We start from the raw sequence: 14,824 nt of genomic DNA, 5'->3' as shown, positions 1-14,824 counted from the left end.
AGGACATTCCAGCACCGACCGGACGCCCGCACCATACGCTGATCGGCCCCCATCCGGGGGTGGCACGCGCGGGCCCCGGCGACGACCATCGGGTCCATGACACCGACGTCCCCCTACGACCGGCCGGACGCCTGCGTCGCCCGGCTGCTGTGCGACGACCACCCGGACGGCGACGTGGCCTTCACCGTCGTCGAACCGGACCTGACCAGCCGTGACCTGACCTTCGGCGAGCTGCGGGACGCCTCAGCGCGCTTCGCCACCGCACTGGCGGAACTGGGGGTCGGACGCGGCGACCGGGTCGCGACGCTGATGACGAAGTCGGCCGAGTTCGTCGTCGCCGTACTGGGGATCTGGCGGCTCGGCGCGGTGCAGGTGCCGCTGTTCACCGCCTTCGCGCCGCCCGCGATCGAAACCCGGGTCGGCGGCGTCAAGGTGGTCGTCGCGGACCCGTCGCAGCGCGCCAAACTCGACGAGGTCCCCGGCGAGCGGCGCGTGATCGTCACCGGTGCGGCGAGCGGGGACGACATCGCGTTCGCCGACCTGCTGCGCGCGGAACCGCAGCCGGAGCCGGTCGCCGTCGGCGGTGACGGCACGATCGTCGAGCTGTTCACGTCCGGCACGACCGGCGCGCCGAAGGGCGTGCCGATCCCGGCGCGGGCGATCGCCGCGTTCCGGATGTACCAGGAGTTCGGCCTGGACCACCGGCCCGACGACGTGTTCTGGAACGCCGCCGACCCGGGCTGGGCCTACGGCCTGTACTACGCCGTGATCGGCCCGCTCGCGCTCGGGCAGCGCAGCCTGCTGCTGCACGCCGGGTTCTCCCCGGAGCTGACCTACTCGGTGCTGGACCGGTTCGGCGTCACCAACTTCACGGCGGGGCCGACGGTCTACCGCGCGCTGCGCAACGCCGATGTGCCCGTGCCGGACGGGTTGCGGCTGCGGCACTGCTCGTCCGCGGGCGAGCCGCTGAACCCGGACGTCATCGAGTGGGCGGAGAAGGCGTTCGGCGTGCCGATCCTGGACCACTACGGGCAGACCGAGCTGGGCATGGTGATCGCGAACGGCTGGCACCCGGACGTCCGCGGCGAGCTGCGGCCGGGGTCGATGGGACGCGCGCTGCCCGGCTGGCGCGCCGAGGTGCTGCGCCCCGACGCCGACGAGGTCGCGCCGCCCGGTGAGCAGGGCCGGGTGGCCGTCGACCTGGAGCACAGTCCGCTGATGTGGTTCACCGGCTACCGCGACGCGCCGGATCGCACGGCGGAGCGGTTCTCCGCCGACGGCCGCTGGTACCTGACCGGTGACGTGGCCACGAAGTCCGCGGACGGCTACTTCACGTTCGCCTCGCGCGACGACGACGTCATCCTGATGGCCGGGTACCGGATCGGCCCGTTCGAGGTGGAAAGCGTGCTGCTGCAGCACGACGCCGTCGCGGAGGCGGCCGTGGTCGGCCTGCCGGACGAGCTGCGTGGCGAGGTGCTGGCCGCGTTCGTCGTGCTCCGCCAGGGCGCCGAGCCGGGCGAGGAGCTGGTGGCGGAGCTGCAGCAGCTGGTGAAGACGAAGTTCGCGGCGCACGCCTACCCGCGCCAGGTGCACTTCGTGTCCGAGCTGCCAAAGACCCCGAGCGGCAAGTTGCAGCGGTTCCTGCTCAGGAAGAGCTGACCGGCTCGCGGTCCATCGAGAACCGCCACAGCAGCAGCGCGGCGAGCGCGGCCAGCGCGATCTGGGCGCCGCCGGACACCGCGAAGGTGGCGCTCGCGCTGCCGAGCACCTCCGTCAGCGCGCCGCCGACCAGCGCGCCGAGCGGGATCGCGCCCCACACGACCGTCCGCCACACCCCGAGCACGCGGCCGAGCAGCTCGCTCGGCACCAGGGCGTGGCGGGCGGTCGCCAGCACCACGTTCACCGCGACGACGGCCGCCGCGAACAGGCCGAACAGGGCGGCGGAGGCGACCGGCTGGTGGACGAAGCCCATCGCGCCGAACCCGACGCCACCGGCGAAGATCCCGGCCACCAGCACCGGCCGCCGCCCGGCGAGCCGCACCAGCCGCGGCGCGACCGCGGCGCCGGCCAGCCCGCCGATGCCGCCGACGAACGTGAACAGCCCGAACGCGGCCTCGCTCAGCCCGAGGTCCTCCAGCGCGTACAGCACCAGCTGGGCCTGGGCCATCTCGCTGGCGAAGCTGATCAGCCCGGCGATCACCACCAGGCGGCACAGCAGCGGGTGGTGGACCAGCCACTTCAGCCCGTCGACCAGATCGGTGCGCAACCGGGTCGGCCCGGCTCGGGTTTTCGGCCGGAAACTGCCCGTCAGCCCGAGGAGCAACGCGGCGGCGACGGCGAACCCGGCCGAGTTCAGCAGGAACGGGAACGCGGCGAACAACGCGAACGTGAGGCTGCCGACCGGCCCGCCCAGGAAGGTCTGGCCGAGGATCTCGGCGGCCTGGAACTTGCTGTTCGCGCTCTCCAGCTGATCCGGCCTGGCCAGCGCGGGGATCATCGCGTTGCCCGCGCTCTCCGCCACCGTCTCGGCCGCGCCCAGCAGCAGCGCGGCGACGTAGACGAGCCAGATCGACAACGTGCCGGTGTACACGAGCAGGGCGGTCAGGCCGACGACCACTGCCCGCATCGCGTTGGCCAGCAGCACGGCGCGCTTGCGGTCCACCCGGTCCGCCAGCGTCCCCGCGAACACGCCGAGCAGCAGCCACGGCAGGAACTGGGTCGCGGACAGGGCGCCGATCTGCACCGGGTCCCGGGTGAGGGTCGTGGCCAGCAGCGGAAAGGCGACCTTGCCGATCCCGTCGGCGAGGTTGCCCACCCCGTTGGCCGCCAGCAGCCAGCTCAGCCGCCGGTCCGGCATGCGTCCTTCATGATCACCCTCGGTAGCGTGCTGGTTCCCCAGTGCTTTGAATGCTGCCATGTGAGGGGTTCGGGAAGCGAGTTGATGAACCCGAAATGGGGGTTGGTTTTGGGTTTGGGTTCAAAGAAAAAGAAGTGCCTCGCCGGCGGGCAAGCTCTGGGGAGGAGGGGGCCGGGTCGTGGGGGTGGTTGCGTTTGTAGTGCCGTTGCGTTGGGTGCGGGTGGGCCTGGGCTCGCGTCCGCCCCGTGGCCAGGCAGCAGGGAAGCTCGTTGGCAGCCAGGCGACGGGGAGGACGCGAGCGAGGCCCACCCTGGTGGGTCACCTCTAAAGAAGGGTCAGCCCCAGCCGAGTTCGTGCAGGCGGCTGTCGTCGATGCCGAAGTGGTGTGCGATTTCGTGCACCACCGTGATCAGCACCTCCTCCACCACCTGCTCCTCCGAATCGCACATGGCCAGGATCGGGGTGCGGTAGATCGAGATCCGGTCGGGCAGCACGCCGCCGTAGTCGCTCGTTCGTTCGGTCAGCGCGACGCCGTGGTAGAGGCCGAGGATGTCCGGCGCCTCGTCGTTGTGGTCCTCCACCAGCACGACCACGTTGTCCATCGCGCCGGCCAGTTCCTCCGGCACCTCGTCCAGCGCGTCGGCCACCAGTTCCTCGAACCGGGCCTTCGACATCTCCACGGGCACCGGCCACTACCTGCCCGGGGTCGTGGGCGGAGCCGGCGTCCCGGCCTTGCGGATGCTGCCCGTCACCGGGGCGAGGCCGCTGTTGTCCGGCAGCTTGGCGCCGACCTTGCAGTTCACCAGCGTCGAACCGGCGTCCCAGCTTTCCTGCTCCCGGATGTCCCACGTCAGGATCAGCTTCTGCGCCGCCAGGTCGACCTCGCCCGCGTAGTCCTGGACCGCCCGGTTGCACTCGGTGTCCAGCCAGATCTTCTGGTCGTTCTGCGACGGGTAGCCGTCCGGGAACTTCGTCTTCAGGTCCAGCGTGGCGACGATCTCGTAGGAGTGCGGCTGCGCGCAGTCGATCGGGTTGCCGACCGTCTTGTCGGCCAGCGCCAGGCACGTGCCCGGCTCCCACACCGCCGACTGCGACTGGCCCGCCGCGTTGCCGATGATCGGCTCCAGCTTGCCGCCGGGCGCGGCCCACTGCAGCACGCACCGCATGTCGCGGTCGCCGTCGGCCCACTCGTCGTTTCCGGGGCGCAGCGCGCTCACCGTGAACCGGCCGAACGGGTCGAGCTGCTCGTTCAGGTACGTCTCCACCCCGGCCGTGCAGCGTTCCAACGCGATGTCCCGCCACTGGTCGACCGTCGGCGCGGGCGCGTTCGGCGGGTACTTGTCGCCGATGTTGACCACGCCGGTCACCTCGTACAGGTGCGGCTGGGTGCACGGCACGACGTGGATGTCCGACACGTCCGGCATGGTCCAGGTGACACAACTGCCGGGCGGCGCGGTGAACGCGGCCTTCGCCTCGGGGGACTCCTCCACCTTGCCGCCGCCGCTGACGGCGCCTCCCCACGAGAACGTGACGCTCAGCGACAACGCCAGGATGGCGCCCAAAAACACACCCGCCATCACCAGGCGAGTACGCAGCGTGGTCTTCTCCACTCCATCTCCGAGCATCGCGTCCCATAATGCCTGCGTCAGCGGGACGGGACACCCCGCGGGTGGTTAGGGTGAGCGCGATGACAGACGACGGTGCGCCGGGCGGCCAGCAGCCCCCGGGAGAACAGCCCCCGCGCGGCTCGATGCGGTTCCAGGACCCGTCGACGGCCAAACGACGGGAGCCCACGCTGGCCGAGCAGCGCGCTCGGCGGCAGGCGCTGGAAGACCAGGCCCGCCAGGAGGCCGCCGCGGAGCAGGCACGCGCCCAGGCGGAGCAGAAGGCCGCCACCCGGCGGAAGGTGCTGATCGGCAGCGGGGTCACGGTCGGCCTCGTCGCCGTCGTGGCGACCTGGTACCTCGCGGGCACCGGGGAGACGGTCAACGCGGTCTGCACCGACGGCAACGGCACCGTCCAGCCGGACGAGTACTGCGACGACAACTACGCCACCAGCCACGGCGGGTACTACAACTCGGCCACCGGGTTCTGGTTCATCCCCATCGGTGGCGGCCAGTACAGCCAGTACCGCTACAACTACGGCGGCACCGGCACGGTCGGCCAGCCCGTGTCCGGCGGCACCTACACCAAGCCGTCCGGCAACACCACGGTCAAGACCCAGTCGGGCAAGACCGTGCAGCGCGGCGGCTTCGGCATCAGCGGCAAGTCCAGCGGCGGCGACGGGAAGAGCGGGGGATCCTAGGGTGCGGAGGGGGACCGCCCAGCCGCGGCGGGACTGGCAGCGCATCGTCGAAGAGCAGGGCCTCGTGTTCGGCACGCCCGCCCGCTACGGATCGGGTCAGGAGCGGCCGTACTGGGACGAGTCGGTGCACTACGTCCTGGAGATGGACGAGGTGCTCAGCCTCGAAGCCGACGTCGAGCTGCTGCATTCGATGTGCCTGGAGGCCGTCGACAACGTCGTGCTGACCGAGCGTTACCGCGAGTTCGGCATCCCGGAGTGGGTGTGGCCGCACATCGCCGAGTCGTGGAAGCGCCGCGACCCGCACGTCTACGGCCGCTTCGACCTGCGCTACGACGGCAACGGCCCGGCGAAGCTGCTGGAGTACAACGCCGACACGCCGACGTCGCTGCTGGAGGCGTCGGTGCTGCAGTGGCACTGGAAGACCGAGGTCTTCCCGGACGACGACCAGTGGAACTCGGTGCACGAACGGCTCGTCGAGCGCTGGCAGGAGATCCGCGGCCAGCTGCCCAGCAACGAGCTGTACTTCACCTGGTCCAGCGCCGACCCGACGGGCGAGGACCACATCACCACCTCCTACCTGCAGGAGACCGCGGCCGAGGCCGGCCTGGACACCGTCGGGCTGGCGATCGAGGAGATCGGCTGGGACCCGGTGCTCAAGCGGTTCGTCGACCTCGAAGAGGCGCCGATGAACACCGTGGTCAAGCTGTACCCGTGGGAGTGGGTGGTCGAGGAGGAGTTCGGCCGCTACGCCGCCGAATCGCTGCCGCGCACCCTGTGGATCGAGCCGCTGTGGAAGATGCTGCTCTCCAACAAGACGCTGCTGGCGATCCTGTGGGAGAACTACCCGGGCCACCCGAACCTGCTGCCCGCGTTCGTCGACCAGCCCGGCGTCCTCACCGAGTACGTGCGCAAGCCGAAACTGGGCCGCGAGGGCGCCAACGTGCAGATCGTCGCGCCCGGCTACGAGACCGAGACCGGCGGCGTCTACGGCGCCGAGGGGTACGTCTACCAGGCGTTCGACCCGCTGCCCGAGTTCGACGGGTTCCGCCCGGCGCTGGGCGCGTGGATCGTCGGCGACTCGTCAGCCGGCCTGGGCATCCGGGAGACGGCGGGCCTCGTCACCGACGACGGCGCCGCGTTCGTCCCACACCGCATCCCGCAATCGTGATAAACCACCCGCGATCATCCACACCACCTAACTGGGAGAATCCGTGACCTACACCCTCGCGCTGGCCGAGACGTTCGGTTCCGACCTCGTGCGCGGGATCGGTGCGATCCTGCTGTACGGCGTCATCGGTCTGCTGCTGATGTTGGTCGGGTTCTACGCGATCGACTGGACCACCCCCGGCAAGCTGTCCGACCTGGTGCGCCGCGGCCTGCCGAACGCGGTGATCGTCACGGCCTCTGGGATGCTGTCGATGGCGTTCATCGTGGTCGTCGCGATCTTCAACTCGGCCAGCGACCTCACCGAGGGCCTGATCACCTCGCTGGTCTACGGCCTGCTCGGGATCATCGTGCAGGTGCTGGCGGTGCGCCTGCTGGAGTGGTCGACCCGGATCGACGTGAAGGGCACCATCCAGAGCGAGGTGTTCGCACCCGCGAGCATCGTGGTCGCGGCCGCGCACCTGGCGCTGGGTCTCGTCGTCGCGGTCTCGATCAGCTGACGCGAAGCCCCTAGGGTGGGTGTGTGCGCCTGCTGAGGACTCCCGAAGACCGGTTCACCGACCTCCCCGACTTCGACTACCCGCCGCTCTACTGCGACCTGGAGAGCGAGCACGACGGCATCGTCCGGATCTCCTACGTGGAGGCAGGCCCGTTCGACGGTCCCGTCGTGCTGCTCCTGCACGGCGAGCCGAGCTGGTCCTTCCTCTACCGCAAGGTGCTGCCGGTCCTGGCCGACGCCGGGATCAGAGCGATCGCGCCCGACCTGATCGGCTTCGGCCGCTCCGACAAGCCCGTCGACGTCGCCGACCACACCTACGCGCGGCACGTCGAGTGGATCCGCTCGTTCGCGTTCGACGCGCTCGACCTGCGTGACGTCACGCTGGTCGGGCAGGACTGGGGCGGCCTGATCGGGCTGCGCGTCGTCGCCGAGAACCCGGACCGGTTCGCGCGCGTGGTGGCGGCCAACACCGTCCTGCCGACCGGTGACCAGTCCATGCCGGACGAGTGGCTCGCGTTCCGCGCCGCCGTGCAGAAGGCGCCGGTGCTCGACATCGGACGGTTCGTGCAGTCCGGCTGTCGCACCAAGCTCACCGAAGAAGAGCGCGCCGCCTACGACGCCCCGTTCCCCAACGAGATGTACAAGGCAGGCCCGCGCGCCATGCCCGGGCTGGTCCCGACCACTCCGGACGATCCGGCGAGCGAGGCGAACCGCCGCGCCTGGGCCGTGCTGTCCGAACTGGACATCCCGTTCCTCTGCGCCTTCGGCGACAGCGACCCGATCACCGGCCCGGCGGCCCCCGTCCTGCAGCGCGCCATGAAGGGCGCGGCAGGCCAGGACCACCGGACCCTGGAGAACGCGGGCCACTTCCTGCAGGAGGACCAGGGCGAGGAGCTGGGCCGCATCATCGCCCGGTTCGTCACCGGCTGACAGCCGCGGACGCCACGGTGGCGCCACCACCGTGGCGTCCCCGCGTCAGCGGTTGCGGCGCTGCTTGGTGTCGTCCTCCATCTCGACGCGCTCCTTGCGCACCTGGCCGGACACGGTCTCCTCGTCGCGCACGGTTTCCTTCGCCAGCCGCACCTTTTCGACCGGCACGGTCTCCTTCTCGACCTTCGGGCGCTCCTCGTGCAGGGTGATTTCCTGCTCCTCGTCGGAGATCCGCGCGTTGCCCCGCTCGCCGTCGGTGATCGGCTCGCGCTCCAGCCGCACCTCTTCGTGCGTCACCGGCACCTTGACCTGCTGCTCCTCGGTGACGGTGTACTTGCGCAGCTTCACCCGGCCGGTCTCGACGCGCTCGGTGCCGACGTTCAGCCGTTCCTCCGAGCGGGTCATCGACTCGCCGGTGGTGCCGCGCTTGCCGGGCTGCGGCGTGGTGCGGCCGCCCCGGTTCTCCTGGCTGGCCCGCGGCGCCGGCATGTCGTAGAACCGGTACAGCTCGGCGGATTCCTGTTCGGACAGGTGCCGGTCGCCGTCGGTCTGCGGCGCCTCGGACACCTTCTCCTTGGTCACCTGCACGTGCAGGCCGTCACGGTCCATCGTGGCGCCCTTGAGCGGCACGAAACTCTCCTTGTGCCCGAACATGCCGGTGCGGACCGTGACCCACTCCGGCTGCTGCGTGTCGTCGGCGACGTAGACCGTGCCGACCTTCCCGATCTTGCGGCCGTGGGTGTCCACCACCGCGTTCTCCATGAGCTCCTCGGGACGCATGGTGCCAGTCATTGCTCACTCCTTCCCCGTTTCCGTTCCGCCATGGGTGTAGACGGATCGGTGGGGGTGCGAAACTGACACCATCGGGGATCACTCACGTGAGCGTCCCCCAGCCGCGGGGAAGGTTGTCCAAGTTGGACAGGCGACCGGTTAGGAGGTCGTCCCGTCGGGGTTGATGACCGCGAACCCGGTGTAGGGCACCAGCGCCTCGGGGATCCGGATCGAGCCATCGGCCTGCTGGTTGTTCTCCAGCACCGCCACCAGCGTCCGCCCGATCGGCAGGCCGGACGCGTTCAGCGTGGCGATCTGCGCCCGCTTGCCGTCCTTGCCCTTGCCGCGGATGTTCGCCCGGCGCGCCTGGAACGTGCCGGTGTCCGACGCGCTGGAGATCTCCCGGTAGGTGCCCTGGCTGGGCAGCCACACCTCGACGTCGAAGGTGATCTGCGCGGAGAACCCGGTGTCGCCCGCCGCGAGCTTGATGACCCGGTACGGCAGCCCGAGCTTGCGCAGCGGCGCCTCGGCGTGCGACAGGATCTCGTCCAGCGCCTCGCGCGAGCGCTCCTCCTCGACGAACTGCACCAGCTCGACCTTGGAGAACTCGTGCTGCCGGATCAGGCCGCGGGTGTCCTTGCCGTACGAGCCGGCTTCCGAGCGGAAGCACGGTGTGTGCGCGGTGTAGCGCAGTGGCAGGTCCTCCAGCTGCAGGATCTCGCCCGCGTGCAGGTTGACCAGCGGCACCTCGGCGGTCGGGATGAGGAACAGCTCCCGGTCCGCCACCCCGGTGCGGAACAGGTCCTCCTCGAACTTCGGCAGCTGGCCGGTGCCGGTCATGGTCTGCCGGGTGACCAGCGCGGGCAGGCTGAACTCGGTGTAGCCGTGCTCGCCCGTGTGCACGTCGAGGAAGAACTGCGCCAGCGCGCGCTGCAGCCGCGACCCGGCGCCCTTGAACACCGCGAACCGCGGGCCGGACAGCTTGGTCGCGCGGCCCAGGTCGAGGATCCCGGCGCGCTCGCCGAGGTCGACGTGGTCGAGCGGCGCGAAGTCGAACTCCGGCGGCGTGCCGACGCGGCGCACCTCCTCGGCGAACTCTTCGGTGGCGCCGTCCGGGATCTCGTCGAGCGGGATGTTCGGGATGCCGAGCAGGAACTCGTGCAGCTCCGCCTCGACCTCCCGCTGCTCCTCCTCGAGCCGGGTGATCCGGTTCTTCAGCTCGCGGGCCCGCTCGCGCAGCTCGGTGACGTCCTCACCGCGCTTGGCGGCGGCGCCGACCTCGGCCGCGGCCTTCTTCGACTCGGCCCGCGCCTGGTCGCCCTCGCTGATGACGGAGGACCGCCTGCTCACCAGCTTGCTCAGGTGGTCGGTGTCGAGCACGTACCCGCGACGGCGCAGCTTGGCGGCCGCGTCCACCTCGGGGTCGAGCAGCTGGCGGGGGTCGTGCATCAGTACTCCTGGTGCGAGCCGGTACGGATGCGCTCCAGCGTAACGAGCCCGACCAGCGGGTTTCGCGCTACCCGGTCGCCAGCCCGAACTCCCGCCGCGCGGGCGCGCCCAGGTCCCAGTCGAGTGGCACGCCGGCGGCGCGCAGGGCCGACCACATGGTCACCTGGTTGGCGGTGAGCACCGGGATGCCCAGGCGCCGCCGCAGCGGCTCGATCACGTCGTAGGTGGGGACGTTCGTGCAGCTCACGAACAACGCGTCGGCGCCGGTGGTGTCCAGCTCGGCGACCGCGGCCAGCACGTGCGCGTAGGTCATCTTCCAGATGTCGCCGAGCATGCCGAGCCCGACGCTCGCGGTCGTGGTGATGCCGTACTCGGCGAGGAACGACACCAGCCGGTCGGTGACCGCGTCCACATACGGCGTGACCACCGCGACCCGGCGCACGCCGAGCGACTCCAGCGCGCTGACCATCGCGCCGGAGGTGGTGACCGCGCGTGGCGCCCCGGCATCGAGCATCGCCGCGACCAGGGCGGCCTCGCCCGCCGCGCCGCCGATGAAGCTGCCGGACGTGCACGAGTAGGCGACCACCTCGGGTTCGGGGACGAGCAGGTCGCGGGTGGCGCGGCGGACGCCGTGCGGGTCGGCCAGCGCCTCGGCGAGCTGCACGGTGACCGGCTCGGGCAGGTAGGGCAGGCGCGTCGTGTGCAGGCACGCGTGGTCCGGCACCCAGCGCCACAGCTCCCGGTCGAGGGCGAAGTCGAACGGCGCGACCACACCGATCCCGGTCTGGACCGGCAGGGTGATCTCGAACGGATCAGCTGTCATCGCGGCGTCTCCCTCTCCCGGCAGCGCCAGCCAGGCTAGGTTCGGCGTGGGACAACCGATCACGCCGCGAGTTACCGAGCGGTTAAACCTGGTCCGGGGAGGCATTCAGTGAGGTGGCGGATCGCCGTGGTGGTGGCAGCGGCCGGCCTGGTCAGCGCGTGCACGACCACGGTCAGCGGGACACCGCAGCCCGCGCCGGGGCGGATCACGGTGGCGCCGGTCAGCTCGACCGACCCGTGCACGCTGCTCACCACCGACGAGGCCGCCGAGCTGGGGCTCGGCCCGGGGACGCCGAAGCCGGCCCAGCCCTCCTACCGGGTGCCGCCGGGCTGCGAATGGCGCTCACTCGACCCGGACGCCAGCCTCGACGACTCGCTGCAGGCCTACTACGGCACCGACCAGACGATGGAGGAGTACTTCGCCGCGCAGCCGCTCGGGGAGAAGCAGATCGGCGGCATCACGTGGCAGCACTACAGCTCGATCATGGGCGACTGGCTGTGCAACCTGGCCGTCAAGCTCGGTGAGATGGAGTTCGTGGTGCTCAGCGGGCAGAACCTGCTGGACCCGAGCAAGTCGTGCGTGGTGGCCGAACGCGCGGCGCCGATCGTGGCCGCGCACCTGCCGCAGCGTTAGGGCGAGCAGGGGTCGAGGGTCTGGACCTCGGCGCCGGGGAACAGCTGCTCCAGATCGGGTGCCACCTGCTCGGGCGCGGTGTCCGGCCGGGTCATCAGGACCACGGCCGCGGGCAGGGCCTCCGGCCGGGACCTGTTCAGCAGGTCCGGCTGGTCGGCGAAGAGCCGCTTGAACTCCGCCCAGGCCTCCAGCCGGGTCTGGGTGTGGACGCTCGCGAACCGGGCGTCACCGCGCAGCCGGTCCGCCGCCGCGGACATCGCCGGGTCCGGGTCGGCGCCGTTGAAGTAGACGGTGATCTGGTGTTCGCACTTGTCGCGCGCTTCCGCGGCCTGCCGGTCCGCGGGCGAGTCGCCCGCCCACAGGAGCGCGCCGCCCCCGAGGCCGGCGCCGACGACGAGCACGAGCGAGAGGACGAACACCCACACGGGGATGCTTCTGGTCCGCCGCGGTACGGCCGCGGCGACGGGTCTGTCGGTCACCTGATCATCCTGGCAGCCCGGCGTCAGCCGACCTGGTCGGCCACGTGCTTGGCGATCTCCAGCGCGCTCGTCGCCGCGGGGGAGGGGGCGTTCAGCACGTGCACCTGGTGCGGCGCGGTCTCGATGAGGAAGTCGTCCACCAGCGAGCCGTCCGGGCGCAGCGCCTGGGCCCGCACGCCGGAGCCGTGGCGGACGATGTCGTCCGGGCCGACCGCGGGCACCAGCCGCGCCAGGCTGGCCGCGAACCGGCGCTTCGACAGCGACCGCCGCACCTCCTCCAGCCCGGTCGGGTAGGCCCACTTCCGCGCGAGCCGCCACGAGCCGGGGAAGCGGGCGACGTCGGCGAGGTCCGCGGGCGACACGTCGCGCCAGCGGTAGCCCTCCCGCCGCAGCGCGAGCACCGCGTTCGGCCCGGCGTGGACGCTGCCGTCGAGCATCCGGGTCAGGTGCACGCCGAGGAACGGCAGCGCGGGGTCGGGCACCGGGTAGATGAGCCCGCGCACCAGGTGCCGCCGCTCCGGCCGGAGCTCGTAGTACTCGCCGCGGAACGGGACGATCCGCGCGCTCGGCCGCAGCCCGGCGAGCTCGGCGATCCGGTCGGACTGCAGGCCGGCGCAGTTGACCAGCGCGTCGGCCCGCAGCACCTCGTCGCCGGTGGCGATCTCCACGCCGCCCGACCGACCTGGCCGGATGCCGCGCGCCGCGGTGCTCAGCCGCAGGTCGGCGCCGTGCTCGGTGAGCAGCCGGACCAGCGCGGTGCAGACGCGGGGGAAGTCGATGACGCCCGTCGACTCGACCCGCAGCGCCCGCACGCACGACACCTCGGGCTCGTACTCGCGGGCCTCCGCGGCGCTGATCAGCTTCGCCGGGACGCCGTTCGCCTCGGCCCGCTGCGCGAGCACACCCAGCGCGGGCAGTTCGGCCTCGCTGGTCGCGACGACGAGCTTGCCGCACACCTCGACGGGCACCCCGTGCTCGCGTGCGAAGTCCACAATGGACCGGTTGCCCGCGACGGACATCCGCGCCTTCGCCGATCCCGGCTTGTAGTACAGCCCGGCGTGCACGACGTTGGAGTTGTGGCCGGTCTGGTGCGCCGCCCACCGGTCCTCCTTCTCCAGCACGGTCACCGCCGACCCGCGCCGGGTCAGCTCCCACGCGGTCGCGAGCCCGATGATTCCGCCACCGATGACGACAACCCGGTTCACCACGCCGACAGCGTATACGCCGGCGACCGGGGTGCTGGGCCACTCGGGTGACGGGAGTCAGGCCATGGCGGCCAGGTGCTGCCGGAAGTCGAAGCCCGGGGTGGTCAGCACCTCGCGGTCCAGCGACCCGCCCGCGGTGAAAAGCTTGCGCGCCGCCATGTGGTCGGGTGTCCGGTTCACCGACTCGACGCACACGAGCCGCCCCGCGCGGAAGCAGAACACCGAGAACGAGCCCGCTTCCGGGTCGCCGTGCACGACCGCCTCGTCGTGGTCCGTGCCGAGTCCCGCGATCTGCAGTCGCGCGTCGAACTGGTTGCTCCAGAACCACGGCACCGACGCGTACGGCTCCGCGGCGCCGGTCAGCCGCGCGGCCAGGCAGCGGGCGTGGTCCACCGCGTTCTGCACCGACTCCAGCCGCAGCGGGCCGCCCGCGTGCCGGCTCGGGTAGACCGCGCAGTCGCCGACCGCGGAGACGCGCGGGTCCGATGTGGACATCTGCTCGTCGACCACGATGCCGTTGTCCACCGCCAGTCCGGCGTCGGCGGCCAGCTCCGTGTTGGGTACCACGCCGATGCCGACGACCACCAGGTCGGCGGGCAGCACCGAGCCGTCCGCCAGCTCGACCCCGGTCACCTCGTGGCCGCCGTGCAGGGCGACCACCGACGCACCGAACAGCACCCGCGTGCCCCGCCGCTCGTGCAGCTCCCGGTAGTGCGCCGACACCGCGGGCGACACGGCCCGGCGCATCAGCCGGTCCGACGCCTCCAGCACGGTGACCGACAGCCCGAGCTCGGCCACCGACGCGGCGAACTCGAGGCCGATGAACCCGCCCCCGATCACCACCACGTTCCGCGCCCCGCCGATCCGCTCGCGCAGCGCGTCGGCGTCCGCGCGGGTGCGCAGGCCCAGCACGCCGTCGAGTTTCGCGCCCGGCACCGGCAGTTCGCGGTTGCGGGTCCCGGTGGCGAGCACGAGGTGCCCGTACTCCAGTTCACGCTCGTCGGCGAGTGCGACGCGGCGGCGGTCCCGGTCGATCCCGACCGCCCGCCCGCACACCAGCTCGATGCCGTGCTTGTCGTAGAACGCCTGCGGTCGCAGCGCGAGACGCTCGCCCGGCAGGGCGCCCGAGAGGTAGGCCTTCGACAACGGCGGGCGCTGGTAGGGCACGCCCGGCTCGTCCCCGACGAGCACCACCCGGCCCGGGTGCCCCTTCTCGCGGAGCGACGCGGCGACCTGGAAACCCGCCTGCCCCGCGCCCACGATCACGACGTCGGTCACTGTTCCTCCGGCACGGTCACGGTCAGGCTGTCGAGTTCCTCGGTGACCTCGATCTGGCAGGACAGCCTGCTGTTCTCGGCGCGGGGGCACGCGGTGTTGTCGAGCATCGCGTCCTCGTCCGCCTGCGGCAGCGGCAGCTTCTCGATCTGACCGGGGTCGACGTACACGTGGCAGGTCGCGCAGATGGCGTTCCCGCCGCACTCGGCGACGATCCCGCCGACCCCCGCTTCGATCGCGGCCTCCATGACCGACATGCCTGCCGGCACGTCGAACGACTCGGCCGAGCCGTCCTGCTGAACATAAGTGATCTTGGGCATGACGCTGCTCCCACCTCTCCTCTCCGGCGGCGTGTTGCCCGCAGAACGCTAACAGCCGGGTATTTCGGAAATGTTAGTTCCGAGCCCGGTTCGCGCGAGGCCTGCTGTGCGGAA

General features: G+C 71.4%; 16 protein-coding genes. 6 read left to right on the top strand and 10 right to left on the bottom strand.

Going from position 1 to position 14,824, the window contains the following annotated elements; all coding sequences use genetic code 11:
- Positions 1–96 precede the first annotated feature (96 nt).
- Positions 97–1,659: an AMP-binding protein gene (locus AMYTH_RS0127925; protein ID WP_027933027.1), complete on the top strand. Its 1,563-nt coding sequence runs from the start codon at positions 97–99 to the stop codon at positions 1,657–1,659.
- Here the strand turns inward: AMYTH_RS0127925 and AMYTH_RS0127920 are convergent.
- The 3 genes from AMYTH_RS0127920 to AMYTH_RS0127910 all read right to left on the bottom strand — a co-directional run bounded on the left by AMYTH_RS0127920 (position 1,646) and on the right by AMYTH_RS0127910 (position 4,482).
- Positions 1,646–2,857: an MFS transporter gene (locus AMYTH_RS0127920; RefSeq protein ID WP_027933026.1), complete on the bottom strand. Its 1,212-nt coding sequence runs from the start codon at positions 2,855–2,857 to the stop codon at positions 1,646–1,648. The genes AMYTH_RS0127925 and AMYTH_RS0127920 overlap by 14 nt on opposite strands.
- A 335-nt stretch (positions 2,858–3,192) precedes the next feature.
- Positions 3,193–3,543: a metallopeptidase family protein gene (locus AMYTH_RS0127915; RefSeq protein WP_020416417.1), complete on the bottom strand. Its 351-nt coding sequence runs from the start codon at positions 3,541–3,543 to the stop codon at positions 3,193–3,195.
- Positions 3,544–3,549: 6 nt separating this feature from the next.
- The gene (locus tag AMYTH_RS0127910; RefSeq protein ID WP_228684990.1) at positions 3,550–4,482 is read right to left on the bottom strand and encodes a septum formation family protein; all 933 of its coding nucleotides are present in this window, start codon (positions 4,480–4,482) and stop codon (positions 3,550–3,552) included.
- A 125-nt stretch (positions 4,483–4,607) separates the two neighbouring features.
- Here AMYTH_RS0127910 and AMYTH_RS0127905 point away from each other — a divergent pair, with 125 nt between their 5' ends.
- The 4 genes from AMYTH_RS0127905 to AMYTH_RS0127890 are packed head-to-tail and all read left to right on the top strand — an operon-like array spanning position 4,608 to position 7,755.
- Positions 4,608–5,162: a hypothetical protein gene (locus AMYTH_RS0127905; RefSeq protein WP_027933024.1), complete on the top strand. Its 555-nt coding sequence runs from the start codon at positions 4,608–4,610 to the stop codon at positions 5,160–5,162.
- A gap of 1 nt (position 5,163) precedes the next feature.
- Positions 5,164–6,330, top strand: a complete 1,167-nt coding sequence (locus tag AMYTH_RS0127900) for a glutathionylspermidine synthase family protein (RefSeq protein ID WP_017986167.1) — start codon at positions 5,164–5,166, stop codon at positions 6,328–6,330.
- A 43-nt stretch (positions 6,331–6,373) separates the two neighbouring features.
- Positions 6,374–6,826: a DUF350 domain-containing protein gene (locus tag AMYTH_RS0127895; protein ID WP_027933023.1), complete on the top strand. Its 453-nt coding sequence runs from the start codon at positions 6,374–6,376 to the stop codon at positions 6,824–6,826.
- Positions 6,827–6,849: 23 nt separating this feature from the next.
- Complete coding sequence (locus AMYTH_RS0127890) at positions 6,850–7,755, top strand: haloalkane dehalogenase (protein ID WP_027933022.1); 906 nt, start codon at positions 6,850–6,852, stop codon at positions 7,753–7,755.
- A 45-nt stretch (positions 7,756–7,800) separates the two neighbouring features.
- Here AMYTH_RS0127890 and AMYTH_RS0127885 read toward each other — a convergent pair whose 3' ends face one another.
- The 3 genes from AMYTH_RS0127885 to AMYTH_RS45835 form a co-directional block, all read right to left on the bottom strand.
- Positions 7,801–8,547 (bottom strand): DUF2382 domain-containing protein, encoded by a 747-nt coding sequence (locus AMYTH_RS0127885; protein WP_027933021.1) that lies wholly within the window; start codon positions 8,545–8,547, stop codon positions 7,801–7,803.
- Between the two features lie 138 nt (positions 8,548–8,685).
- Positions 8,686–9,975, bottom strand: coding sequence for a serine--tRNA ligase (gene serS / locus AMYTH_RS0127880; protein ID WP_027933020.1), 1,290 nt, complete (start codon positions 9,973–9,975; stop codon positions 8,686–8,688).
- Positions 9,976–10,042: 67 nt separating this feature from the next.
- A complete protein-coding gene (locus AMYTH_RS45835) occupies positions 10,043–10,798 on the bottom strand; it encodes a maleate cis-trans isomerase family protein (RefSeq protein WP_037322726.1) in 756 nt (251 codons plus the stop codon).
- A gap of 108 nt (positions 10,799–10,906) precedes the next feature.
- On the opposite strand from AMYTH_RS45835, the gene AMYTH_RS0127870 reads away from it, so the two are divergent.
- Complete coding sequence (locus AMYTH_RS0127870) at positions 10,907–11,431, top strand: DUF3558 family protein (RefSeq protein WP_027933019.1); 525 nt, start codon at positions 10,907–10,909, stop codon at positions 11,429–11,431.
- Here the strand turns inward: AMYTH_RS0127870 and AMYTH_RS0127865 are convergent.
- The 4 genes from AMYTH_RS0127865 to AMYTH_RS0127850 are packed head-to-tail and all read right to left on the bottom strand — an operon-like array spanning position 11,428 to position 14,710.
- Positions 11,428–11,910, bottom strand: a complete 483-nt coding sequence (locus AMYTH_RS0127865; protein WP_027933018.1) for a permease-like cell division protein FtsX — start codon at positions 11,908–11,910, stop codon at positions 11,428–11,430. The two genes, AMYTH_RS0127870 and AMYTH_RS0127865, sit on opposite strands and share 4 nt — an antisense overlap.
- A 23-nt stretch (positions 11,911–11,933) precedes the next feature.
- On the bottom strand, positions 11,934–13,115 hold the full coding sequence (gene lhgO, locus AMYTH_RS0127860) for an L-2-hydroxyglutarate oxidase (protein ID WP_037324088.1): 1,182 nt from the start codon (positions 13,113–13,115) through the stop codon (positions 11,934–11,936).
- Between the two features lie 57 nt (positions 13,116–13,172).
- Entirely contained in the window at positions 13,173–14,393 is a 1,221-nt protein-coding gene (locus AMYTH_RS0127855) for an NAD(P)/FAD-dependent oxidoreductase (protein WP_027933016.1), read from the bottom strand.
- On the bottom strand, positions 14,390–14,710 hold the full coding sequence (locus AMYTH_RS0127850) for a 2Fe-2S iron-sulfur cluster-binding protein (protein WP_027933015.1): 321 nt from the start codon (positions 14,708–14,710) through the stop codon (positions 14,390–14,392). The genes AMYTH_RS0127855 and AMYTH_RS0127850 overlap by 4 nt, the downstream gene beginning before the upstream one ends.
- Positions 14,711–14,824: the final 114 nt, after the last annotated feature.

The organism is Amycolatopsis thermoflava N1165 (assembly GCF_000473265.1).
Classification (GTDB): domain Bacteria; phylum Actinomycetota; class Actinomycetes; order Mycobacteriales; family Pseudonocardiaceae; genus Amycolatopsis_E; species Amycolatopsis_E thermoflava.
Note: the sequence above shows the minus strand (reverse complement) of the source record. Positions and strands in the feature narration are given on the sequence as shown.